General features: G+C 43.2%; 20 protein-coding genes, 1 pseudogene and 1 CRISPR repeat array. Of the genes and pseudogenes, 15 read left to right on the top strand and 6 right to left on the bottom strand.

Going from position 1 to position 22,830, the window contains the following annotated elements; all coding sequences use genetic code 11:
- Positions 1-289: 289 nt before the first annotated feature.
- From ACL6C3_RS12995 to ACL6C3_RS13020, 6 genes are all read left to right on the top strand, one after another.
- Positions 290-1,966 (top strand): Cas10/Cmr2 second palm domain-containing protein, encoded by a 1,677-nt coding sequence (locus ACL6C3_RS12995; protein ID WP_413167585.1) that lies wholly within the window; start codon positions 290-292, stop codon positions 1,964-1,966.
- 40 nt (positions 1,967-2,006) lie between these two features.
- Positions 2,007-3,134 carry a type III-B CRISPR module-associated Cmr3 family protein gene (locus tag ACL6C3_RS13000; RefSeq protein WP_413167586.1) on the top strand — a complete coding sequence of 376 codons (1,128 nt, stop codon included), beginning with the start codon at positions 2,007-2,009 and terminating at the stop codon, positions 3,132-3,134.
- A gap of 72 nt (positions 3,135-3,206) precedes the next feature.
- Positions 3,207-4,175, top strand: coding sequence for an RAMP superfamily CRISPR-associated protein (locus ACL6C3_RS13005; protein WP_413167587.1), 969 nt, complete (start codon positions 3,207-3,209; stop codon positions 4,173-4,175).
- Between the two features lie 2 nt (positions 4,176-4,177).
- Positions 4,178-4,582: a hypothetical protein gene (locus ACL6C3_RS13010; protein WP_413167588.1), complete on the top strand. Its 405-nt coding sequence runs from the start codon at positions 4,178-4,180 to the stop codon at positions 4,580-4,582.
- Between the two features lie 239 nt (positions 4,583-4,821).
- Positions 4,822-6,618, top strand: a complete 1,797-nt coding sequence (locus ACL6C3_RS13015) for an RAMP superfamily protein (RefSeq protein WP_413167589.1) — start codon at positions 4,822-4,824, stop codon at positions 6,616-6,618.
- Between the two features lie 429 nt (positions 6,619-7,047).
- Positions 7,048-8,139, top strand: a complete 1,092-nt coding sequence (locus tag ACL6C3_RS13020) for an ISAs1 family transposase (RefSeq protein WP_413160293.1) — start codon at positions 7,048-7,050, stop codon at positions 8,137-8,139.
- 656 nt (positions 8,140-8,795) lie between these two features.
- Positions 8,796-10,282: a CRISPR direct-repeat array (repeat unit 36 nt; unit sequence GTTTCCAACTAATCCGCTTTAACCCAGGCGGTCGGG).
- 298 nt (positions 10,283-10,580) lie between these two features.
- On the opposite strand, the gene ACL6C3_RS13025 is transcribed toward ACL6C3_RS13020, so the two are convergent.
- From ACL6C3_RS13025 to ACL6C3_RS13035, 3 genes are all read right to left on the bottom strand, one after another.
- Positions 10,581-11,702: a putative CRISPR-associated protein gene (locus ACL6C3_RS13025; RefSeq protein WP_413167590.1), complete on the bottom strand. Its 1,122-nt coding sequence runs from the start codon at positions 11,700-11,702 to the stop codon at positions 10,581-10,583.
- 134 nt (positions 11,703-11,836) lie between these two features.
- Complete coding sequence (locus ACL6C3_RS13030) at positions 11,837-12,409, bottom strand: hypothetical protein (protein WP_413167591.1); 573 nt, start codon at positions 12,407-12,409, stop codon at positions 11,837-11,839.
- 63 nt (positions 12,410-12,472) lie between these two features.
- A complete protein-coding gene (locus ACL6C3_RS13035) occupies positions 12,473-12,778 on the bottom strand; it encodes a CRISPR-associated protein Csx3 (RefSeq protein WP_413167592.1) in 306 nt (101 codons plus the stop codon).
- Between the two features lie 145 nt (positions 12,779-12,923).
- Here ACL6C3_RS13035 and ACL6C3_RS13040 point away from each other — a divergent pair, with 145 nt between their 5' ends.
- The 6 genes and pseudogenes from ACL6C3_RS13040 to ACL6C3_RS13065 all read left to right on the top strand — a co-directional run bounded on the left by ACL6C3_RS13040 (position 12,924) and on the right by ACL6C3_RS13065 (position 16,631).
- A complete protein-coding gene (locus ACL6C3_RS13040) occupies positions 12,924-13,397 on the top strand; it encodes a hypothetical protein (protein WP_413167593.1) in 474 nt (157 codons plus the stop codon).
- A gap of 129 nt (positions 13,398-13,526) precedes the next feature.
- A complete protein-coding gene (locus ACL6C3_RS13045) occupies positions 13,527-13,664 on the top strand; it encodes a hypothetical protein (RefSeq protein ID WP_413167594.1) in 138 nt (45 codons plus the stop codon).
- 43 nt (positions 13,665-13,707) lie between these two features.
- Positions 13,708-14,286 carry an HD domain-containing protein gene (locus tag ACL6C3_RS13050; protein WP_413167595.1) on the top strand — a complete coding sequence of 193 codons (579 nt, stop codon included), beginning with the start codon at positions 13,708-13,710 and terminating at the stop codon, positions 14,284-14,286.
- Between the two features lie 706 nt (positions 14,287-14,992).
- Positions 14,993-15,118 (top strand): annotated as a pseudogene (locus tag ACL6C3_RS13055) (CHAT domain-containing protein); the annotation flags it as partial.
- Positions 15,119-15,409: 291 nt separating this feature from the next.
- Positions 15,410-16,270 (top strand): CHAT domain-containing protein, encoded by an 861-nt coding sequence (locus tag ACL6C3_RS13060; protein ID WP_413168316.1) that lies wholly within the window; start codon positions 15,410-15,412, stop codon positions 16,268-16,270.
- 103 nt (positions 16,271-16,373) lie between these two features.
- Positions 16,374-16,631 (top strand): caspase family protein, encoded by a 258-nt coding sequence (locus ACL6C3_RS13065; protein WP_413167596.1) that lies wholly within the window; start codon positions 16,374-16,376, stop codon positions 16,629-16,631.
- 1,120 nt (positions 16,632-17,751) lie between these two features.
- Here the strand turns inward: ACL6C3_RS13065 and ACL6C3_RS13070 are convergent.
- Both ACL6C3_RS13070 and ACL6C3_RS13075 read right to left on the bottom strand, forming a co-directional pair.
- On the bottom strand, positions 17,752-18,417 hold the full coding sequence (locus ACL6C3_RS13070; RefSeq protein WP_413167598.1) for a tetratricopeptide repeat protein: 666 nt from the start codon (positions 18,415-18,417) through the stop codon (positions 17,752-17,754).
- Between the two features lie 78 nt (positions 18,418-18,495).
- A complete protein-coding gene (locus ACL6C3_RS13075) occupies positions 18,496-18,729 on the bottom strand; it encodes a hypothetical protein (protein WP_413167599.1) in 234 nt (77 codons plus the stop codon).
- Between the two features lie 238 nt (positions 18,730-18,967).
- Here ACL6C3_RS13075 and ACL6C3_RS13080 point away from each other — a divergent pair, with 238 nt between their 5' ends.
- The 3 genes from ACL6C3_RS13080 to ACL6C3_RS13090 all read left to right on the top strand — a co-directional run bounded on the left by ACL6C3_RS13080 (position 18,968) and on the right by ACL6C3_RS13090 (position 19,828).
- On the top strand, positions 18,968-19,108 hold the full coding sequence (locus ACL6C3_RS13080; RefSeq protein ID WP_413167600.1) for a hypothetical protein: 141 nt from the start codon (positions 18,968-18,970) through the stop codon (positions 19,106-19,108).
- Positions 19,109-19,166: 58 nt separating this feature from the next.
- On the top strand, positions 19,167-19,379 hold the full coding sequence (locus ACL6C3_RS13085) for a hypothetical protein (RefSeq protein ID WP_413167601.1): 213 nt from the start codon (positions 19,167-19,169) through the stop codon (positions 19,377-19,379).
- A gap of 248 nt (positions 19,380-19,627) precedes the next feature.
- On the top strand, positions 19,628-19,828 hold the full coding sequence (locus tag ACL6C3_RS13090; protein ID WP_413167602.1) for a hypothetical protein: 201 nt from the start codon (positions 19,628-19,630) through the stop codon (positions 19,826-19,828).
- A gap of 284 nt (positions 19,829-20,112) precedes the next feature.
- Here ACL6C3_RS13090 and ACL6C3_RS13095 read toward each other — a convergent pair whose 3' ends face one another.
- Complete coding sequence (locus ACL6C3_RS13095; RefSeq protein ID WP_413167603.1) at positions 20,113-22,800, bottom strand: NHLP bacteriocin export ABC transporter permease/ATPase subunit; 2,688 nt, start codon at positions 22,798-22,800, stop codon at positions 20,113-20,115.
- Between the last annotated feature and the right edge of the window lie 30 nt (positions 22,801-22,830).

Genomic DNA, 22,830 nt, shown 5'->3' on the forward strand with positions numbered 1-22,830 from the left:
CCCCTCTTTTGATCCCCCCTAGCCCCCCTTAAAAAGGGGGGAATAAGATTAGGGAATGGGTTTAAAAGTCCCCCTTTCCAAGGGGGATTTAGGGGGATCGTGTCCCCCTTTTCAAGATGAATTTAGGGCGATAAGTCCCCCTTTCTAAGGGAAATTTGGGGCGATAAGTCCCCCTTTCCAAGGGGGATTTAGGGGGATCTTTCAAAAACTCGACATTGGAAGAGGGTATTTCCACTGCCAGTTAAAATAAATATAACGGATTAAAATCGGAATCCAAGGAAATTCTAGAATGTCCTACACGGTTATCACGTTTGCACCCGTTCAGGGTTTCATCGAAAATTCTCGCAAACTCAGAGACTTGTACGGAAGTTCATTTATCTTATCGTACCTCGCCAAAGTTCTCTGCGAAGACACCCAACGATATTTTAAATACGACAAAGAGACATCTCCTAAAGAAAACGATCCGGTTATTTCTCCTGCTGTTATCAACGTTACTCAAGGGACGCCGAACCAAATTATCATCCGGGGAAAATATCCCGAAGATGAAGCCAAACGGGTTTTTAATGATGCGTGGCGAACTCTTGTTATCTGCTGTCGGGAAGAAATAGAAAGCCGGGTTCCCAATCAAAACTATAATTGGAACCGGGTTTGGAACGCTTGGGCGAATTATAGTTGGGAATTCTTCTATTTTTGCGGTGGAGAAACCATTACAGACGCCCGACAAAAATTAAATGAAATTAAGCGATCGCGAAATTGGGTTGGTATTAATTGGATCGGGGAAAGTTCAACATTATCGGGTAGCGATGAAATTGCATGGCCCGGAATGACCGATCAATTTAACCCGAAAAAAGACAGTATTCGCGAAGTAAACCAACGCATTGAAACCTTTTATAAACTCCTCAGCAATAAGTTTACCGACGCGATTATTTCGCCCAAAGAACAGCTTAGTATTCCCGAACTGGTAAAACGTTTGGTGGCGTTAGATAAGGTTGCTAAAAAGCTAGAGTTGGAAGAAAACGAATATCCGAGTGTTGAGATTCCGGAAAAAAGCTTTAAAGACATTAGCCGCCAAAATGACAACTCCGAAGAAAATCGCTGGACGGGTTGGTTTCAGGGAGATGGGGATAAAATTGGCGATTATCTCAAAAGTTTGAACAAATCTAACGACCCCAAGAAAGAAGAAGAAATTCTCCATAATTTTAGTTCGGCGATGATGAAATGGGGTGAATATTTCAAACAAGAATTTAAAAAAGAAATTCGGGGTTCTAAATTAAAAGAATCACCGGGTCGAATTATCTACGCGGGGGGCGATGATTTTCTGGGCGTACTTTATCGGGAAAAATCGGAAATTAATCCTAAAGATTGTCTGGAATGGTTTTATGATTTTCCCGAGATTTGGAAGAGACACAAGCAACAAATAACGGTTAGTGTTGGTTTTGTTTGGGCGGCGCCGAACGTTCCCCAAAGGGACGTTTTACAACACTGTCGCGAAGCCGAACAATCCGCCAAAAAATCGGGACGCGATCGCATTGCTTTGAGGATTTTATTTAACAGTGGAAATCATTTAGAGTGGACTTGTCCCTGGTGGTTGTTAGAAAAATTACTCGCAAGTTATCGAGATCGCAACAAACGAGACGGTGAACAAAACTGGACTCATTTGTATAACGATATCGCCGTTTTGGAATCCCGCCATGCGTTTACCCGAGAACAAACAAAAGTAGCAGAAGCACTGTTTAAAGCCTATTTTCCCGAACACTTTTGGAAAGATATTGTCGGTAATGATAACTACGATAAGGCTTTTAATGATTGCAAACCCTTTGGCACGGGAATACTGGGGGAGAAAATAAACTACACTGACAAAAACGGCGAACTTGAACTCGAAAAAGTTCACGAAGCCATCAACAACTGGGTGATCGATCTCGGAAAAGTGGGATTTCACCTGTTTACATTCTCGGATAAAAAATAAAAAAACAAACCCGAAAATACCTTGTAAAACCTGGTAAATTATGCTAGAATATGTAATCATTATTCAACCGTTGGGTCTGCTCTATGGAAGTTCGGGGCGATTCCTCTCCCCCGAAAATTTGGTCGGACGTTCCGGCACACAATTTCCACCCACAGCAGCCACGTTATCCGGTTTATTCGCTTACTACGCACACCAAAATAACAAACCTGAAATTCTCCCCAAGTTGTTATTAGCGGGGCCGTTTTGGGCGACGGAAAATAATCCTCAAAACTTCTATATACCGACTCCGTTTAACTGTTTGGTCAAAGACAATGAGATTAAACATCAAATGTTCTTCGACGGCGAAAACTGGAAGATTTGGGAAGATAACCGACCCCAAATTCCCCCAGATGATAAGTATCAAAAGGGAACTTGGGTGGCAATTAACGACTGGGAAAAATTGCAAAAATCCCCGGCTGAAGAACTCCCAAAAGTTCAAACAAACCCCTGGAAATTTTTACCCCACCTTCACCCGCGTCTCCAAGAACAACAGCGACGGGTGGCGACGGACGCCGACGAAACTCAAGGGAGTTTGTTCTTAGAAAATGCGGTACAACTCGACCCCGACGCCTGCTTAATTTATCTCTCCAATACCCCCATTGCTGAGGGTTGGTATCGGTTTGGAGGCGAAGGACATTTGGTGAATTTACGGTGTGAAAAGTTGGAAAATCCCGGAAAAAATTTGTTAAACCAACCGTTGAAAAAAAGCTTTGCTTTAATTGTTCCTGCGGTTTGGGGGAGTAACCGCCACTCCTATCGCAGTCCGGAATTTGACCCCGCAGCCAACGATTTGGGTTGGCCAGAAAATCAAATTAACAGTCTTCTCACCCAACGTCCTCAACCCTTCCGCTACCGTTTGGGGAAACGAAAAACCAACGATGAACCCATCTCGGAACCTTTTCAAACCCGAACTTTAACAGACAAAAATGAGCGCAATAATCAACCGTCTGGGTTGCTTTCTCGCGGACGTTACGCCGTACCCGCAGGAACCGTTTATGTGTTAGAAAAACCCCTGGAACAAACCTGGTATGACTGGGAGGAAAGTTGGTTTCCTCGTGAGGGTTTTTATTCCCTAAAACGTTGGGGTTGTGGGTTAGCATTGCCGTTAGATGGGGCAATTTTATCTTAGCACAAATTCCGATAACTTTATCAAGCAATATTCACAGAAAAACATTCGCGCAAAACAAAGGAGTCTCAAACCATGTACCAACAATATTACGGCGTTATTGATACTCTCGCACCCCTGCATATTGGGGCGAGTGCGGGAGAAGAAACGGGAAATTTAAACCTGATTTTTCGCGACCAATTCACCCAAACGGGTATTGTTCCGGGGAGTTCAATTCGCGGACGTTTTCGGGCGGATATGCGGTTAGAACGCCTGCAATATAAGCAAGAAAATAACGGCGATGTTCCCCAAGAAATTGACGATAATTTTTGGTACGGACACCAAACAATCGAAGGTAAAACAGACGGGGGAACCACCGAATCAATTATTAAATTTGAATACGCTTCTCTCGTCTGGTTTCCGGTATTTTGTCCGGGTCAGCCTATTGTTTGGATTAGCTGTCCCCGCCTTTTGAAACGGTTTCAATTAATCGCGAATATTAATATCAAAGAGAAAACTCCCGCACCTTACACCGCCTCAAAAACTCTGATGGCGCGACAAGTTGATGTTAATAAAAAGGTATTGTTCTTTAACTTGGGATTCATGGAAATTGAACATGAAGCTGATGAAGACTACCTCAAAAAATGGATTCCTAAAGGCGCGAACCTTTCCCCTTCTAACCTCGTTGTTGTTGATGATAACGATATGTCTCTCCTCCACGATATGGGGTTGTATCGTCAAAGTCGAGTTAAATTGTTGGATGAGGTCAAAAAAGTTGACACCGATAAGGGTGCTTTTTTCAACGTTGAAGCGTTACCGGAAGGGTGTGTTTTGGCGTTTCCTGTCGCCGCTAAAAAGCAGTTTTGGGACAAGGATAATACATTCAAAGATATCGATTGGACTGACGCCCTGAAATACAAGGTTTCCGAGTCGGAAGACGATGATTATAACTGGGAACTTTTAGAACCGGATTGTTATCAAAAAGACCTTTATTTTGGGGGTTTGGAGTCTATCGGTTTTGGTCGCTGTCGGGTCACAATTAATCGGGTAAAAGGAGGAAAGTAATCATGGGTTGGAATTCTTATGGTTTGGATAAAATCGCCCAGGAGTTGGTTTTAAACGCCAAATTGCGCGATTCCGATTCTCTCAATCAATCCTATAAAATGCGGATGGCTGTTGCTTACGGTTTGGAACGTTTCTGGGGAGAACATTTGCGACTTCAGAAAAAAGAACCCGATAAATCTCAATATTGGAAAGAGACTTGGGATGCTTTGGAAGATGTTTTGAAAAAAGCGGGAATTACTTTACCCAATGACCCTGTTAATGCGGACAATACCAAAGCAGTTAAAGCCATGAGTGAACGTTTGTGGAATGAACTTAATCTCGAAAAACAACGAGTTGCTTTGGCTGTTCTTACCCAACTTTGTGATTGTATTGTTTGGTGGACTCAACGGTATAAAGGGAAAGGCTAATTCCACTCAAGAACCCCCACCAACCTCCCCGATCCCCCCTTAATCCCCCCTTAAAAAGGGGGGTTGGAGGAGGCTAATTCCACTCAAGAACCCCCACCAACCTCCCCGATCCCCCCTTAATCCCCCCTTAAAAAGGGGGGTTGGAGGAGGCTAATTGTTCCCTCTCCTCGTAGGAGAGGGTTAGGGAGAGGTCAAAGGAAGGGGTCAATAAATTACTCGAATTTATCTTAATTCAAACAATGGTTGAAATTCCTGACATTAACAACAAAATTCCGATGATGTTTCGGGCGCAAACCGCAGGGCGCTGTCAACTGCAAAGAATCGATACCCAACGCACTAAAAATAAAGAAAAACAAGACGTCGAACTTTGGGCGTCTGAATGGATTGAAAAATCCTATCCTGAGATACCACAATTTGGAAAAGGCGTTCAAACACGCACCTATAAAATTAACTGGCGGTTTGTAACAAGTGGCGGTCAAGATGATGGGATTATTCGCCCAGTTATCGGCGCCTACGGTTGGCCCTACTACCCCGGTAGCAGCATGAAAGGCATTTTTAAAACTGCTTGTACTGACGAACAAAAAGAGCGCTTTTGTGGCGAAGAAATAACCAATAAAACCAACAAAGGTGATTGGAAACCGGGAATTTTGCGGTTTCATGGCGGCTATCCCTCGGGAGAATTTTGGCGAGAAAATTTGGTGGATATTGTTCACCCGCAACAGTCCTGGCAAGTCGGTATGGAAGATAATAAATCTGGGGGTGCTTTTGCCTTGATTTCTCTTTATCAACCCGAGTTAATCTTTGGAATTTCTGCGACTGAAGCGGTTGACTGGGATGAGGTTTGGCAGGTTTGGGAAACGGCGCTTTCAAAAGGGATTGGCTGTCGCGTCAGTACCGGCTACGGACAATTTAATAAGACTTCCGAAAAACCCCTTTATTCCGCACAGTTGAAAGGTCAGGGAATGGCGCCGAAATTGTTGAACGGCGAGGGTGAATTTCGACCCAATATTTTTCGGGGGGCGATTCGGGGTCACGCTTTAAGACTTTTTGGCGGTTTAACTGGTCCAACCCAAGCAATCTACTTAGTTGAAACCCTATTTGGGGGAATTCAAGGTGAGGGAACTGTTGGTTTATTAGCGATGTCTTTTGAGGAAAAATCTCTCACTCTCGATACATTTGGTCAGGGGAGTTATGAAGTTCCCACTTATAATATCGAAGGCAAACTCAACTGGTTTTTAACTCAATCTCTCCCCGAACACCAACAAAAAGCACTCGCCAATTTGATTAAGGCTTTGACTCAGTTTGCGATGGTTTTTGGCGGGTTTGGGAAGTCCTGGCGTCGGGCGGATCATCGTTTATTTTACCCCGATTATTACCAACAAAGCGACCCCAAAGCTTTGATCGGTTGTCACTGGCAATGGACTGGGAAGCGATCGCTAATTACCGACGTAAAAGTTCGTAAAATTGATAAAGTCGGGGCTTTTATTGATGACGTCCGACAGGTGGCGATGGACTGGATGGAACTTCAAGGCGTCGCCCCCTCTCCCGAGGATTTTTGTCAATCTTGGCGGGAAGCGTGGCACCCCGATAACGTCCAGGTTTGGGGGCGGTTGGCGGATGAGGCGGAAGACAGTCGGGCGGTGGGCTGGTTTCACGGGCCATATCGTCGGGGCGATCGCCAATTTCGCATCACTGAAGGGACGATTTATGAGTCTCATCTGACGGGAAAAGTGAGTCAAGTCGGACGGGTTTGGCATCGGATGTATCCCCTTGTGGTTTTGAAGAAAGATCCCAACAATCCCCAAAAACCTATCCCTAAGAATACCCCTCAATTTTTAGAGTTTTTCATCTTTTTTCCCGACCGTTCCGAAGATTCTGACGAGTTACTACACTTTCTCAATTCCGAACAAAAACTGTTTAAAAAGTTGTGGCCCCTAATACCGCTTCGCGGAAGTCAGAAGCGCAAAGTGCGGTCTTGGGGGTTTCCCCCACGCAGCACCTTTGCAAGAGAGTCAGAAGTCAGAAGTCAGAAGTAAATCAGCCTCGGGTTTCGGCCAAATCATCTGTATCTCAACTTTTTAGAAATGGTATAAGTTTGTAGTTGCGAGCGGAGAACTTTTAACACCCCCCTTTTTAAGGGGGGCAGGGGGGGATCTTCTATTTCAGTCACCAGGAATCACTTTGTTCTCCCTAAATCCCCCGAGGAGCGGAGAACTTTTAACACCCCCCTTTTTAAGGCAGGGCTGTTTCATTCTAAAATTTTGCGATCGCGAGGAGCTAAAATTGGAAGCAGTTTCACCCCTTTTTTCTTCAGAACACCTAAAATCTTAGAAAAACATAGCGATCGCCTGACTCAAACGGCTTGTTCCACTCTGATTCTTAAAGGCGGGAATTGAACAATAAAACTGGCGATCGCGCCGGATGTAAAATGATAGCAATCGCCAGTTTTTTCTTAAATTTTATCTATGGATAGTCTAATTAAAGAACTTAAAAAAGTCAAGGACTTTCGCCGCCGCCAGGGCAGAAGGCATCCATTATGGTTGGTGCTATTGATAGTAATTTTGGCAGCGATGCAGGGATACTTAGGGTATAGAGCGATGGGAGATTTTGCCAAAGCCAATCAACAGCTAATTGTTAAAAAATTTAAGATTTCATCCCCAAAAGTTCCATCTTCATCAACCATAAGACGAGTTCTGATGGGAGTAGACTGGTCAAATCTTCAGGACATTTTTAATCAATGGTCTAGTAGTCTATGTGAATCTGATGATTTGAGGGATTGGGTCTGTATTGATGGCAAAAGCTTAGGCAGCACTGTAGACAATTTTGGCAACTCTCATCAAAACTTTGTTTCATTTGTTTCCTTGTACAGTCAAGAATATCAAGTTGTATTGGGATTAAATTGCTTTGAGAACAAACGCTGTTCAGAAATTAAGCAAGTCCAAGAAATCATCGAAGATTTTCCCCTGAAGAATCAAGTATTTACTCTGGATGCTTTGCACTGCCAAAAGCAAACCGTTAAAAAAATTATTGAATCAAAAAATCACTACTTAATCACCGTCAAAAAGAATCAAAAAAAATTGTATCAAGCTCTAGAGTCTGTCGCCCACAATCAAGAGCCTTTGAGTATCAAGATAGAGCAAGATAAAAGTCATGGTCGCCAAATTCAACGCCAAGTAGCTGTCTTCAAGAGTATAGATTCCCTGAAATCTAGTTGGTATGAAATTAAAAGCTTAATCCGAGTTGAAAGATGGGGTAAAAGAGGTAAAAAGGACTATCATCAAGTCGCTTACTACATCAGTAGCGTTTGGGAAAAAGCCGATTATTTTTCTGAAAAAATAAAAGGTCATTGGCAAATTGAAAATCGCTTGCATTGGGTCAAGGATGTGATCTTCAAAGAAGATGATTCTTCTATAGCTCACTTTCAAGCACGAACGAATTTATCGATTCTTCAAACTATTGCAATTAATCTTTTTAGACTTTTAGGCTTTGTGTCAATTACAGAGGGTCAAAGATGGCTTAATAACAGGTGGTCTAGGCTTTGGATTTTGTTAGAATGAAACGGCCCTGCCTTTTTAAGGGGGGCAGGGGGGGATCTTCTATTTCAGTTACCAGCAATCACTTTGTTCTCCCTAAATCCCCCGAGGAGCGGAGAACTTTTAACACCCCCCTTTTTAAGGGGGGCAGGGGGGGATCTTCTATTTTAGTCACCAGCAATCACTTTTTTCTCCCTAAATTCCCCGGAGAGATCCCCCTAAATCCCCCTTAAAAAGGGGGACTTTTTTATCATGCTCACTTCCTGCAACAAACCGATTATTTATCTTTAAATTTTTCCATACAAAAAGAGAAAGAAGAGGCGTTTTTTCCTCTCCTTTTTTGTTGGTTATTTATCCGCTTTAACCCAGGCGGTCGGGATACCAGGGGAGAATTTTTAGAATGCGATCGCAATAGTTTCTCACTCCGAAGCTTGCACCCTGGCGGTCGGAGAATTTTTAGAATGCGATCGCAATAGTTTCTCACTCCGAAGCTTTCACCCCGGCGGTCGGGATACCAGGGGAGAATTTATAGAATGCGATCGCAATAGTTTCTCACTCCGAAGCTTTCACCCCGGCCGTCGGGATACCAGGGGAGAATTTCTAGAATGCGATCGCAATAGTTTCTCACTCCGAAGCTTGCACCCTGGCGGTCGGAGAATTTCTAGAATGCGATCGCAATAGTTTCTCACTCCGAAGCTTTAACCCAGGCGGTCGGGTAGAAAACTGAATATAAACGTTCAGATTTCGATAATGTTTCCAACTAATCCGCTTTAACCCAGGCGGTCGGGTTTATAAAGGGGGCTATTAAAGGCTTCATCCATGAGTTTCCAACTAATCCGCTTTAACCCAGGCGGTCGGGTTGAGTCGGGGGATGTTGTTCTGGATATGGATTCTCCGGTTTCCAACTAATCCGCTTTAACCCAGGCGGTCGGGACAACCACAGCACTAACCCCAGGATATTTGTGAGTTCTAGTTTCCAACTAATCCGCTTTAACCCAGGCGGTCGGGGTTCTTTGATAAACAATCAGTCTCTCGGAGTAGCTTTGTTTCCAACTAATCCGCTTTAACCCAGGCGGTCGGGCGTCGGGCTGGGAACTCGAAAAGACGAAATTAAATTCGCGTTTCCAACTAATCCGCTTTAACCCAGGCGGTCGGGAAGGTTAAGCGAGATCAGCGAATCATCGTTTTCGGGTTTCCAACTAATCCGCTTTAACCCAGGCGGTCGGGCAACCCAATTCTTTTCACGGAACCGAGCAATTCCAGGTTTCCAACTAATCCGCTTTAACCCAGGCGGTCGGGTATTGCATTATTTTTTCTTGACCCGATGGTCGCAAGTTTCCAACTAATCCGCTTTAACCCAGGCGGTCGGGTTCCTGCTCTAGCGTCCATTCTTCTACTGAGGAAAGTTTCCAACTAATCCGCTTTAACCCAGGCGGTCGGGGAGTATTACGTCGAAGAACTGCAAGATAAAGAGGAGGAGTTTCCAACTAATCCGCTTTAACCCAGGCGGTCGGGGATCGCTAAGTTCCAAGAATGGAAGAATCAACAATAGTTTTGTTTCCAACTAATCCGCTTTAACCCAGGCGGTCGGGTTGGGTACAGGAATTCAGAGGAAGAATGCACGTCTTGTTTCCAACTAATCCGCTTTAACCCAGGCGGTCGGGTGGTTACGCTAATTACGAGCGAAAATCTAAAGGACAGTTTCCAACTAATCCGCTTTAACCCAGGCGGTCGGGAAGTCGCCCGCATTCTTCAATCAATTCAAATCGCTAGTTTCCAACTAATCCGCTTTAACCCAGGCGGTCGGGGAGCCTTCCTGGGGCTGAAAGAAGACGAAGTACGAGGTTTCCAACTAATCCGCTTTAACCCAGGCGGTCGGGTTCAGAGGGAAGCTTCTTGTTGACGGCTTTTCGCTGTTTCCAACTAATCCGCTTTAACCCAGGCGGTCGGGTGAAAAAGCAGGAAGAGGGGGATGCGAACGAAAAGGAGTTTCCAACTAATCCGCTTTAACCCAGGCGGTCGGGGGGGATTTGCTGAATTTCGCCGCTTGCTATCGCCTGTTTCCAACTAATCCGCTTTAACCCAGGCGGTCGGGCTTGGTTTGAGTGGAGGGGTGAACGAGCTTACATCGGTTTCCAACTAATCCGCTTTAACCCAGGCGGTCGGGGGCGGGGTTGTAGAACCCATGCACAATCGATATTGTAGACCCGAAAATCGAGGCTGTCAAAAAAACAGACAAAACCCCCCACCTCAACGCAATAGAAAAACGCCGAAACCCAGACCAGCAAAGGCATCGAGGCTCACAACGAGAGAATGCGGGTTTGAACCCAATTTGGTCGAGCCTCGCAAAAAGCAGTCAAAAGCAAAATCAAAGATGGTCCCCCAAGCGATCGCACAGATAGCGACCATCGGGGAGATAGTGACCAAAAATGCGATCGGTGAAAAAACTCAAACCCCATCGTGGGTTAATTCACAAACTCCATCCGAATAAAAGGAGAATAAGATCGCCGATCAGCTTCGGGATCGTCTATTTTAATCTTATTAGAATATTTTGAACCCTCCTGATCTTCACGAATCGCCCTCCAAACCAACAGACGCCAATCCTCGATAGAAACCAAATAGCGATCGGTGGTATTCCCCGGTTTTAGCCAGCGCAAACCATTCCCCATATTGAGATGTTCGGCTTGGCTAAAAGCCAATTTTGAACCCGCAACCCTCGACAAAAACCGGAACGGATCGCAGTTATCCAAAAGCGCCAAATTGTCAAAACAATCGGCGATCGCATTGCGAGACAAAAAAGGAACCAAAGCCGAGGGTTTGCGGATTTCTTCCCAAAACAGAAAACCCAAAGCCGAAAGCGTTACCCCTTCCGAAGAAATTTCTACTAGGGGATCGAACCATTTTCTTTCCAGATAATCAACACTATTTTGCCACTTTTCCAGAGAGATAGAAGATTCCCGATCAATTTCTTCAAACAAAGGTTTATAAGCCTCAAATTGCCCCCGTTTAAACTCCAGAGGAAGCGGGGGAAGTTCCAGTAAAGTGGTCGATTGTTCAAAAATATAATCGCACTTAATCCCTTTCAGCATCCCCAACAGCACCGTATAAGGAACCAAAGCTTTATAGCCCCCCGTCGGATTGAGAATGATATTGCTGGCGTCATAAGATTCTACCTGTTTGAGAATAAATTTCACAAACTCCACCACCCCCGTTTTCCGGAAAGTTTCCGCATCGTAAACCTGAAGCCCCGGAATTTTTTTCACCAAAACCCCGATCCCTTTCCAGTAATATTCCAGATATTTCTTAACCGCCAGAGCGCAGCAATATCCATCGTTTGTATTGGAAGACAGCAAAACAATTTGATCTTCGTTGGTTATCCCAATCCGAACCAGAGAATGGATTTCAGCAGACAAAGAAGACTTCAAATTTTGGTCTTCAGAAACCAGATTTCTGAAGGTAGAAAACAAACATTCTACAGCATCTTCCATACTGTTTTTTTCGTTAACCCAGTTTAAGAGTTCATTGGGTTTAACACCTAGCTTTTTCGCCGCACTCGTACCGACTGAACAGATAATTGTTTTAACCATTGACTGAGGGATTAAATTTTGACAACTCCAGATTAACACCCGCAGGAAGAAGGGTCTTCCAAGTTGGGAAAGTGTTGAATTGTTTTCCCCAACTAACTAAATTTAGAGGAACTTTTTCTGTCTTTTTAACCCGATTAAATTAACCGCAATAACACCTCCGCCAACTTGTTCACCATCGGACGGTTAGAAACATCTTCCCCCCGTTTCAAACCGTGAATACTTCCCCGCAAAATCGGAAATTCCGATTCTAATTTATCCTCAGTTCCGTGCAAATCACTCTCTAAAATTGCGATAACTTTTAAATTCAACTCCCCACAAAAATCCAACCAATCCGCCACCAAGTTCAAATCTCTAGAGATAATAACCGCGTGAGTTGCGTATTGCATAATTAATCGGTTTTTATCATCAATTTTCCCGCCCACATCAACCACCGTTAAAGGTTCTGTAGAATTTCTGACCCATTCCGCCCTTACTTTGGTAAATTCCCAGGTAAAATCACTCTTGTAATTTGCCTTATACCGCTTCGCTTCATTGATATCGCGCCTTGCCGTTTCCGCAAACCACGAACCTTCACCATCAGGACAGGCTGTAATAAAGTAAGGATAAGGGGCTTGACCTTTTCGGTTTAATGCGTGAATCACCTGCTTTAACCCCTCTCGCAAACAAGATTTTCCCGACTGAGGCGGCCCGCACAAAACAACTTTCATTGATTTTTTGTTAATACTATAGAAAAATGTAGTACATTGTATTACTTTTTGTCAACCCCTTTCTCAATCGACACAATCTCCCAGTTTATAGTTAGGGTTATGAGTAATACAAATCACGTATTTCCCCATCTTGGGGTCGAACACTCCAACCGCCCCAAACAAATGACTAACCTTGTGAGCCAGCACAAAAGCGACAGGCATACTACAGGGGCCATTGATTCTTAGTAATTCACCCCCAACCAGTTCTTTGGTTTTAGACATTTCCTCCAAACGGGATACTGCATCCCGCACAATTTGGTCATTTTGCGCCGGGTCAGCGAACCCAACTAGCATAACCCCATCAACCATCTCAATGTTGTACGTTGTCATCTGATGTCTCCTAAGACTGTTGTTTTTATCTTAACCCCCGTTGGAAGATGGTCTTTCCAAAATCTGAGAAAATCCCAACTCGAAACAGGAAGTTTGGTCTTCCGGTACGTGATAAGCTCAAATTACATCAAGTTGGAATTGTTGAATGTTGCAGTTTGAAGCCAGTCCCCAACCCGAACTCTTACAATGGTTAGCCAGAGGTTCTCTCAAACAAAACTTATTAAGAGCAATTCGTTTGTGGGCGTGGCTGCACAGTTTGTATGGCAACAAACAGCACCGTTTGATATTAGATGAACCCTTTACCTTTGCCGACTGGCGCAATCCCTTTTTTAATAAAAATCATCCCCGAGGCGAAACCGTACCGCCCTTACACGATTCCAATTGTGCTTGTGCAAAAACCGTTGCAGAATGGATATTATATCCTGAGTGGAACGTGCGGGAATTTCAATGGCGAAAAACCCTGCAACAACATGATGAAATTTCGAGCAACGAGTTAGATGAATGGTTACAGCAGCGACTTTTTGGAGTCACCCGCCGTTCCCTGCAAACCGATTTGCATATTTTGGCAGAATTGGGATGGTTAAAACGGCAGGAAACCAAATATTATTGGGTGTCATAATTTCCGACATTACCCGTTAGCGAAACCTCAAATTTCTATCAACCCCAAGCGGTTCCCGTTCTCAATCCCGACTTAGAATTAATCGCTCAAAATCTATCTCAACCCCTCAACGGCGTGCAGCGATTTTTTATGGAAGTTGTGTATATTGTTTCTCCTGAAAAACAGGAGCGGGTTGAAGATTGGCAGGAACAACTTAAACTGCTTTGGCAAGAGAATCCCGTGCCGCCCGTGCGATTAATTTATGACAGTTCATCGCTCAAGAAGTGATACAAGAAGCCCAACTTTATTCTGAAAACTGGAGTCAAGAATTATGAAATCAGCAAAATTAACCGAACGTTTTGAACAAGCTTTAGTTTACGCCCATCGCTTGCACATCAATCAAACTCGCAAAGTCGGAAATATCCCTTATATCTCCCATTTGTTGAGCGTTACGGCTTTGGTTTTGGAAGCGGGAGGAACTGAAGATGAGGCAATTTCGGCTTTGCTTCACGATAGTGTGGAAGATCAAGGCGGTGAAAAAACTCGCGAAGAAATTCGTCAACGCTTTGGGGAGTCTGTTGTCAATATTGTTGATGGATGTACCGAGTCAGAAACCTATCCCAAACCCCCTTGGAAGGAACGAAAGTTACGCTATTTAGCCCAAATTGAAACCGCAAGTTCTTCTGTGCAGTTGGTGTCATTAGCGGATAAACTGCATAATGGGCGATCGCTTTTATGGGAATGTCAGCAATTGGGGGATGAAATTTGGAAATTTTTTCCGGTTGGAAAAGCAGAAACGCTGTGGTTTTATGACTCGCTATTGCAAATTTATCAAAAGACTCCCTATCTTAAATTAGTAGAGGAGTTTCGCCAAGTTGTTAACAGTTTGCACTCATTGTTTTTGAGTTGAGCATCAAGTTGAATGAGCAACAGATGAATGACATCATCCGGTTGAGCGGTACGCTCTTGAGAGCGTTTGAGGTGATAACTTGTCCATACCAATTGACTGCACTGCTGTTTTTCAGCAGCATAAACCCTTTGTCCCCTGATGGTTTTCGCGTTTTTATCGGTAATTACTCCCTGAAGAACATTCCTCCCATTATTGGGGGTCACGGGGGCAGGAATTTAGGGGGCTAACAAGGCCAGAGGAGTCAATTCAATAATTGATAATTAATAATGGATAATGGATAAGTAATAATGGATAATGGATAATTAATAATGGATAATGACCTCGATCTAAATGAAGATGATTGATACAGAGGAAATAATGGATAATGGATAATGGATAATGGATAATGGATAAGGAGAGGTCTTCAACCTGATTAATTAATTATCAATTCTCAATTGTCAATTATCCATTGATAAAACAGCCCTCCGTCCCCATTTGCATAACCTCCCGAACATCAGACATACTTTGATATGAGTGGTTCTTGCGGTGAGGAAATCCCATCCATGCGTCTACCCCAACAGTGGCTATGGGAACCGAACGCAGTTTTTTATGGTTGGTGAGTACAACGGAAGTGAAAAGTTATCAACTCCCCAAACGTTCCGAAATAGAAGCGTTAGCAACATCTTTTTTACAAGAAATTCAATCTCTGGCTGTGGTTCCGCCAACGGGAGAAAAGTTGAGTCAAATTTTATTATCTCCCGTTCTCAATCAGTTGGGAAATAAACGGTTAGTTGTCGTTGGGGATGGGATTTTACAAACCGTTCCTTTTGCGGCGTTACCGTTGACCTCTGCCAGTAATTCGACCTCTCCCGACCTCTCCCTAACCCTCTCCTACGAGGATAGGGAAACGGATATTTATTCGGTCTTTTCAGGGGGGACTGAGGGGGGTAATTCGACCTCTCTCGACCTCTCCCTAACCCTCTCCTACTAGGAGAGGGAAACGGATAATTCTTCGGTCTTTTCAGGGGGGATTGAGGGGGGTCAAAATCCTAATTATTCCCTCCTTTCAGGGGGGACTGAGGGGGATAATTTTACCTCACTCCCAACCTCTTTCTCACCCCCCTTTTTAAGGGGGGAAGGGGGGATAAAAGTAAGTAAAAATACGAGTTACAAACCGTTAATTGTTCAACATGAAATTATCACATTACCTTCCGCTTCTAGTTTAGCAATTCTCCGAGAACAAGTTCAAGGACGAACACCCGCCCCGAAAAAAGTTGCTGTTATTGCTGACCCCGTTTTTGAACAAAATGACCCCCGTTTTCAAATTGCATCATCAACACAAACCGAAACCAATGATGTTAATAAAATTGTATTGAGACAATCCCTAAATGATTTTCTGGGTAAATCTTTTGGTCGTTTACAACACACTCGCCAAGAAGCAGAAGCAATTTTAGCGTTGGTTCCCGACAATTTAGAACGATTAGCACTAGATTTTAATGCGAACCGTCAAACCGCAACCGATTCTAATTTATCTCAATATCAAATCGTTCACTTTGCCACCCACGGACTCTTAAATGAAACCCAACCGGAATTATCAGGATTGGTGTTTTCTCTCTACGATGAAACGGGAACAAACAAACCCGGATTTTTACAATTAAATGATATTTTTAATTTCACCCTTTCCGCCGATTTAGTCGTATTAAGTGCGTGTCAAACGGGAGTGGATCAGGATATTCGCGGCGAAGGATTGGTGAGTTTAACGAGGGGTTTTATGTATGCCGGCGCTGAACGAATTGTTGTTAGTTTGTGGGCGGTTGCCGATAATTCTACCTCGGAATTTATGCAAAATTATTATCGAAAAATATTAGAAACGGGTTCAAATCCCGCCACAGCGATGCGAGAAGTTCAGTTAGAAATGATTCAATCTGATAACTACAATGCACCTTTCTTTTGGGCGCCGTTTGTGTTTCACGGAGAATGGAAAACCGGACGTTCAACCCGGTGATTTATCCCCCTAAATCCCCCTAAAACAAGGGGACTTTGAAGCGAATATTGTGCTAAACTAATTTATAGAGGATTAATCCTATCTTTAAACACAAGATTTCAAAATGTCTTTTACTTCTCGTCGGCGTTTCATTGAATTTGCGGGTTCAACCCTTGCCACCCTCGGACTAAATTCTGTTAATTTACTTCCAAAATTCGACCGTTACGGTAAGGTATTAGCCCAAAGTACCCCTCGGAAACTGGCTTTGTTAGTCGGGATTAACCAATACCAAAAAGATCCGTTGAATGGCTGCGTTAACGATGTAAGAATGCAGCAACTTTTACTCATTCACCGTTTCGGGTTTATCCCAAATATATTTTAATTATTACAGATAAACAGGCGACCCGTCAAGGAATTTTAGAAGCTTTTGAATAACATTTAATTAAACAAGCAAAACCCGGTGATGTTGCGGTTTTTCATTACTCGGGACACGGTTCTCGCGTTTTAGATCCCAATCCTATTCCTTGTTGTTTTTGTCAAGACAAAATTAAGAGCTTCGGGGGTTAAACTCCAGTTAGAATAAGTTGATGATTTAAGTTTAAAAGCGTTCAATTCTTGCGGTATTGTCTCGTTAGAGGAGTTTCATCTTGAACGAACGAGTGAAACCCACTTAATTTTTTGTTGATAGGGTCTGAGGATAATCGGGTTTTCTGTTGACGGGGAAGATAGCCAACTGAGTTGAAAACCTGCGGGAATGTTTCCGGGTTGAATGGCTGCTGTTATGGTTAACGTCGTTATAGATTATTTTTAATTTCTGTGCAGTTTTTATAAAATTGGGGAGCGCTTGTCAGGGGTAAAGTTGGCGATCTCCGCGATCGCGCTTCATCCGATTGAAAAAATCAGGGTTCTGGATATGAAAGTGGCTTGCTTACAGCAGAGGTCGAACTTAAATTGGCTTCTTCGGTTGGCTTACTTTATCTTGAATAAGCGATCGCGGAGCGTATTTGAAGCATATCGGGTTGCATCGCTCAATGTATGCGATCGCACTCCGGTGCGTTTTGATGTGCAAATCTCTAACTTCCAATTCCCCGCATAATCGCCTGCAAATATTGAAATTGCTGAGGTGAAATATTGTCTTGGGGATGTTCATCGTGGGAAGTTTTCGGGATTTCCAACGCCAAAGCTTCAACTAAAACCCCTATAACTAAGTTCTATAAACTCGCTCCCAACCCCATAATTTAAAGTTGGGTTTTGCCGAAATAGCAATGCGTCAAGTTTGACGAAGCTTTGATGACTTAGAACCGCAATTGAATCGCAAAGGTTACAATACAAAAATGTTAACTGATTTGTTGGATCTCAAAACCACATTACCAAATTGCAGGTTGATGCAATATTGGGTTTGTCTTCAATTAAATTTCTCAAAAATCAGGTTCTTGAAGCCGTGAGAAAATTATGGCAGATGAAAAGTTCGTCTGTCCCCAAAGATGTCTTCTATAATTTTATTAATCGTCATTGTTAACAACGGTGTGGTTGTAGGATTTCAATTTAATGCGGATTTTTTCATTCATCTGATATTTTCCTAAGTTCCACAAAATAGCGCTGCGATTTGCCCAAACTGAAGCAAGAGTAGCCGCATAAACTAAACTAATGTCGCTGTTAACAGCCCGCTCATAAGCCGCCAGTGCCTCTTGATTTTGCTGGATCGCCCTGAGAATTCCGCCGCGATTAAACCACCCTTGAAAGTAATTTTGATCGAGTGCCAAAGCGCGATCGTTGGCTTGCAGCGCTTCCCGATAGTTTTGCGCTTGCCATAGAATAACACTTTTTGTATTCCAAGCGATCGCCGACTCCGGCTTTAAATTTAAAGCGGTATCAATGGAGGTAATTGCTTCTTCGTAGCGGCTCAATCCCGCCAAAGCTTGTCCTTTTTGTAGGTAAGCATCAGCCGGATCGCTTTCGTACAAATTGCCATCGGTTTGTAAGGCTCCCTCGCAAGCCGTTAGTGCATCTTGATAGTTGCCAATTTTGTTAAAAGCCGCACACAAATTCACCAAAGCTGAGGAATGATTTGGCTCGATTTTGAGTCCGGTTTCCAAAGCTATTTTCGCCCGTTCGTATTGGTTAAACTCGCTCAAACTTATTCCTTGATCGATCCAAGCTACAGCCAAATTTGGATTGATTTACGTCGCCCGTTCAAAGGAACTAATCGCAGCTTATAATCTCGATTTCCTGGCGGTTTTTATACATTAATTTTCGAGGGACAGTGTTTGAGAGAGGGCGCTTTCAGTTTCAGAACAATTCGCCACAACTTCGCTATACATTCCCCAACGACTGAAGGCTAAACCCCGCCAAAACCAAGCTCGTTCGGGAGAACTATCTTCCCAATTTTGATTCACGTTTAAAGCCCGACCGTCAAATTGCACCGAATTCACGGGTTCTTTATAGCCGAAAAAATGATTTTCTGGATTCAACCAAGACAACCATCAAAGCAAGTAAAGTATTCAATAATTGATAATTAATAATGGATAATGGATAATGGATAATTACCTCGATCATTATGTATAGGATTGATAGAGAGGAAGTCATCCGTTCACCGCCGCGATCGGCGGCGGTGCGTGCGGATGACTCGCTTCCCGAATAATTTTTATTTTTTCTCCTTGAAAGGAGAGGTCTTCAACCTCATTAATTAATGAGCAATTATCAATTGTCAATTATCCGATGAATGCTGCTTTTTTGGCTGCCGATGCCAATGAACCTGTAACGATGAAACATCTGCTCAATGCGGCTCATAGCGAAAGTATGAAGATGGAAAAAGCTTTGACCGACACCGAAATTAAAGGATGGGTCAGTCAGAAATAGACTCAAAAATTCGGAAATCAAAAATCTTTCGGGCGATGCAACAATAATAGAAGATGGGTTGGTTTCTGACTTGACCTTTCAATGGTTTGTAGAAGGGCGCGATACAGAAAGACAGGTAGAAGAAAAAGTTCTTCAAGATGTGCTGCAATACTGCCGAGAATATCAATTAGAAAACGAGTCTCGAACGTTTCGCAAGTTGGTAATTACTCATCGAGTTATACCTGATCCTGATGATCGCCGTTTGTTGTCTTCATCAACGATCGTGCTGTAGGGGGGGCTTGGTGGATTGATCGAGGGCGACCACTCCGAGATTGAGTTAAACCCGCCCCGCACCCCATAACAATATTAATCAACCGGACATCATATAAATTGACTGACAATTTTTTTCGCTTTTATTGTCCGATGTCTGCATAATCCCGTTCAAGTTCTACCCATTAGATCGGTAGAGGGGTGAGTTGCCGAACATTTTGGTAAGAACACCACTCGAAAAACACACGCTCAGTCTTCAAGGAAGCCATTATGGAAACCAACAATTCATTGTTTCAACAGACATCAGAGTTAACCGCTAAGGAAGCGGAAAACGCCACCACCCAAGAATTAAATGATTCTGAACTTGATGCGATCGCGGGTGGTATTAAGACTATCATCGCTGAAGGTCCGGCACCCCGCTTTCGGCTCACGATCCCGATGAGCTTTATTAACTACTTGAACTCCTTGTAAAAGTCAGTACACATAAGTTGCTGGTAAGTAACTTTAAGCGTTCTTTGGCGACTGGAATTGAGTATCTTGATTAATTGTTTATTAACAGGATACCGTTCTATACAGTCGCCATTATGTAGGGGCGGGTTCTAAACTATCTCTGACACCCATTACCAAATTTTTTACTAAATTTTACCAACCCGCCCCCAGAATAACATTAATCAACCGCAAACGGTATTAACTGCTAGTTATTGCTAATTTATTGGGGTTGCCAGTTTTCCGAAAAAACAAGAATTAAGCATTTTCTACTTTAACTGTCGCGCCACTAATCGAGCAAATAAACCGCCTCGCTGAAGCAATTGCTCAAACGAACCTATTTCTACTAAACGCCCGGATTCTATCACATAAATTCGGTCTGCATTGCGAATGGTACTGAGGCGATGGGCAATGACAATTCTAGTCGCATTCAACCGCTCTAAACTTTCCGAAACAATCGCTTGGGTGCGGTTATCCAAAGCGCTAGTTGCTTCATCCATTAACACAATTTTGGGCTTTAAAACCATCGCCCGAGCAATTAATAACCTCTGTTTTTGTCCTCCCGAAAGATTCGTTCCTCCCTCGCTAACAACCGTATGTATTCCCATCGGCATTTGCTCAAGATCGACAGCTAAACCCGCCATTTGCGCCGCTTCCCAAGCTTCTTCTAATGTTACCAATGCGCCGCAGGTAATATTATCAAAGACTGAACCCGCATTAATTCGACCATTTTGTAATACCGCGCCTAACTGTCGTCGAACCGCTTGAATATCCAATCCCGCCAAATCTTTATCATCATAATAAATATTACCACTTTCGGGCGTTTCAAATCCTAATAACAGCCGAAATAGTGTTGATTTTCCACTCCCGGACGGGCCGACAATGGCAATAAATTCTCCGGGTTCTGCATGAATCGTGATATCATTTAAAATTAAAGCCCCATTTTCTTGATAGCGAAAAATAACCCGATCCACCGCTATTTTTCCCCTTAACCGACCCGGATCGGCTTTGGTGGGGTCTGATTCTATTGTTCCCTGTAAAATTGGTTTCGCCCGTTCCCAAAGGGGTACAATTCCTAAGATATCAGTCAGGGTATTACTCAAGTCTGTTACGCCGGAAATAAACGTTCCAAATGCCGTATTAAAAGCCAGAAATGTCCCCATATTTAGCCCGGTATTCCCTTGAGTTTTAGCCGCTTCTATGAACACAATCGCCAACCCAAAAATTAGAATAGAACTGAGTAAAGGTAACACTTCATTAAACACCGAAATGCCGTCATTAATTCGTTGAATATTAGCTTTTAATTTGAGGCGCAGGCTGTATTTTTTCGCCCAAGCTGCAAAAGCCCGTTCTTCTGCGGTTGCTACTCGTAATTTTGAGACTCCGTTAATGAGTTCTACGGTGAGTCCGTTAATCTCTCCGTCGGCTGTTTCTTGCTGTCTTTCTTGACGAATTAAAAGCAGACTTGATACCCCGGTAAAAATAACTGCTATTCCCGTTAAACCCACTCCCACTAAGGCAAGTTTCCAGCTATAAAATAACATTAGTCCCAAGTTTAGCAGAGAAAATACTGCATTTAAAAGAGTGCGTTGGGTGGCGCCACTAATTAATTGACGAATTTGGCTAACAGCCATTAATCGAGTTAATAAATCGCCCGATGAATAACAGCGAAAAAAGGCGGGTTTTAACTTCAACATTCTATCCCAAACCGCAGGCTGTAAGGCACTATCCGCAGCATTTTCTACTCGGAGTGACAGAATAGCTTGAGCCATACCAAAGGCAGATTTTCCAATAGTAACGGCGACTAATACTAATCCAATTTGCCACAATAAAAGGCGGTCGCTATCGGGAATTGCATCGTTGACTAAAATCGCCGTTGCTTGGGGTATCGCCATCCCCAACAACGTTGCGATGATTCCCAATACAACGATTTCAATAATATTTTTTTCGTAACCTTTTATGCCAAACTGAAATAATTCCGCAGCGTGATGAATGACTGGCGGTAACGGTCGATAAAACATAAAACTCTCGGGTGAGAGTGTTTGCGCGACTGCTTTTGTTATTCGGGTTCGAGTTCGTTCAACGGGGTCGAATAAAACGTAATGATTTCCTTTTTCTGGTAACAATGCAACGGGTCTTTTATTGGTGTGAATATAAGCTAATAAAGGCCCGTGTTCCTGTTTCCACCAATTGCCGGTTAGTAACACTCTACGGGTGCGAAATTGGGAGGCGCGAGCGATGGCTTCTAACGGATCTTTTAAGCGGCTAAAATCTTCGGATTCCGCCGGAGGATTGATGATAATTCCTGTGGCTCGACCGACCGCACCCGATGCAATGAGTAGGGGTGTTCCTTCTAGAAAAACTTCGGCTTCGCGAGGATGTAAAACCTCTGTTAATTGTTTAAAGGCGGTTTCGGTGACTTTTTTATTCAGATGTTCTCGTTCTTGAAATTGGCGGAAGTTTTCTTCTTTTTTATTGAGTTCTTCCGAGTTTAAATGGTAGAATAAAAAATGATGAAATTGGGCGAGTTTTGATGGGGAAATTTCCGAATTTTTTTGAATTGGACTGTTGAGGGGTAAATCGGGAATTGCCAGTTTTTCCCAATGCTTTACCCAACCCGACAAAAGAGTAAAACTAGAGCGATCGCCCGTTATAATTTGGGTGATAAAATCTTCAATATTTAAAGCGCTTAATTCGGTTTCTTCGAGTGCGATCGCCAGGATTCCCCGTCCATCTTTGGGAGTTGCTCCTAATAGTGCTTCTCCAGAATTTACAGTAAACAAATATCGACGATTCCCTTTGGGTTCTTTGCCTTCAAAAACAGTTGTAAATACGGCTAAAGAACCAGAATTAACTATCCATATGGTTTGGGGTTTGTTCAATAATAGCGGTTGATTTCCTTTAATTCGAGAAATTTCGGGAATCAAATTGACCATTATTTTTCCTTGGTTATTCATAAAATCAATAATTATAAAGCAGAAGTTGCT

Source organism: Capilliphycus salinus ALCB114379 (assembly GCF_047276495.1).
GTDB classification, from domain to species: domain Bacteria; phylum Cyanobacteriota; class Cyanobacteriia; order Cyanobacteriales; family Microcoleaceae; genus Capilliphycus; species Capilliphycus salinus.

Bases quoted from the DNA above. Each gene is read 5' to 3' on its own strand.
- ACL6C3_RS12995 (WP_413167585.1), top strand. From the start codon at position 290: ATGTCCTACACGGTTATCACGTTTGCACCCGTTCAGGGTTTCATCGAA.
- ACL6C3_RS13000 (WP_413167586.1), top strand. From the start codon at position 2,007: ATGCTAGAATATGTAATCATTATTCAACCGTTGGGTCTGCTCTATGGA.
- ACL6C3_RS13005 (WP_413167587.1), top strand. From the start codon at position 3,207: ATGTACCAACAATATTACGGCGTTATTGATACTCTCGCACCCCTGCAT.
- ACL6C3_RS13010 (WP_413167588.1), top strand. From the start codon at position 4,178: ATGGGTTGGAATTCTTATGGTTTGGATAAAATCGCCCAGGAGTTGGTT.
- ACL6C3_RS13015 (WP_413167589.1), top strand. From the start codon at position 4,822: ATGGTTGAAATTCCTGACATTAACAACAAAATTCCGATGATGTTTCGG.
- ACL6C3_RS13020 (WP_413160293.1), top strand. From the start codon at position 7,048: ATGGATAGTCTAATTAAAGAACTTAAAAAAGTCAAGGACTTTCGCCGC.
- ACL6C3_RS13025 (WP_413167590.1), bottom strand. From the start codon at position 11,702: ATGGTTAAAACAATTATCTGTTCAGTCGGTACGAGTGCGGCGAAAAAG.
- ACL6C3_RS13030 (WP_413167591.1), bottom strand. From the start codon at position 12,409: ATGAAAGTTGTTTTGTGCGGGCCGCCTCAGTCGGGAAAATCTTGTTTG.
- ACL6C3_RS13035 (WP_413167592.1), bottom strand. From the start codon at position 12,778: ATGACAACGTACAACATTGAGATGGTTGATGGGGTTATGCTAGTTGGG.
- ACL6C3_RS13040 (WP_413167593.1), top strand. From the start codon at position 12,924: ATGTTGCAGTTTGAAGCCAGTCCCCAACCCGAACTCTTACAATGGTTA.
- ACL6C3_RS13045 (WP_413167594.1), top strand. From the start codon at position 13,527: ATGGAAGTTGTGTATATTGTTTCTCCTGAAAAACAGGAGCGGGTTGAA.
- ACL6C3_RS13050 (WP_413167595.1), top strand. From the start codon at position 13,708: ATGAAATCAGCAAAATTAACCGAACGTTTTGAACAAGCTTTAGTTTAC.
- ACL6C3_RS13065 (WP_413167596.1), top strand. From the start codon at position 16,374: ATGTCTTTTACTTCTCGTCGGCGTTTCATTGAATTTGCGGGTTCAACC.
- ACL6C3_RS13080 (WP_413167600.1), top strand. From the start codon at position 18,968: ATGAATGCTGCTTTTTTGGCTGCCGATGCCAATGAACCTGTAACGATG.
- ACL6C3_RS13090 (WP_413167602.1), top strand. From the start codon at position 19,628: ATGGAAACCAACAATTCATTGTTTCAACAGACATCAGAGTTAACCGCT.
- ACL6C3_RS13095 (WP_413167603.1), bottom strand. From the start codon at position 22,800: ATGAATAACCAAGGAAAAATAATGGTCAATTTGATTCCCGAAATTTCT.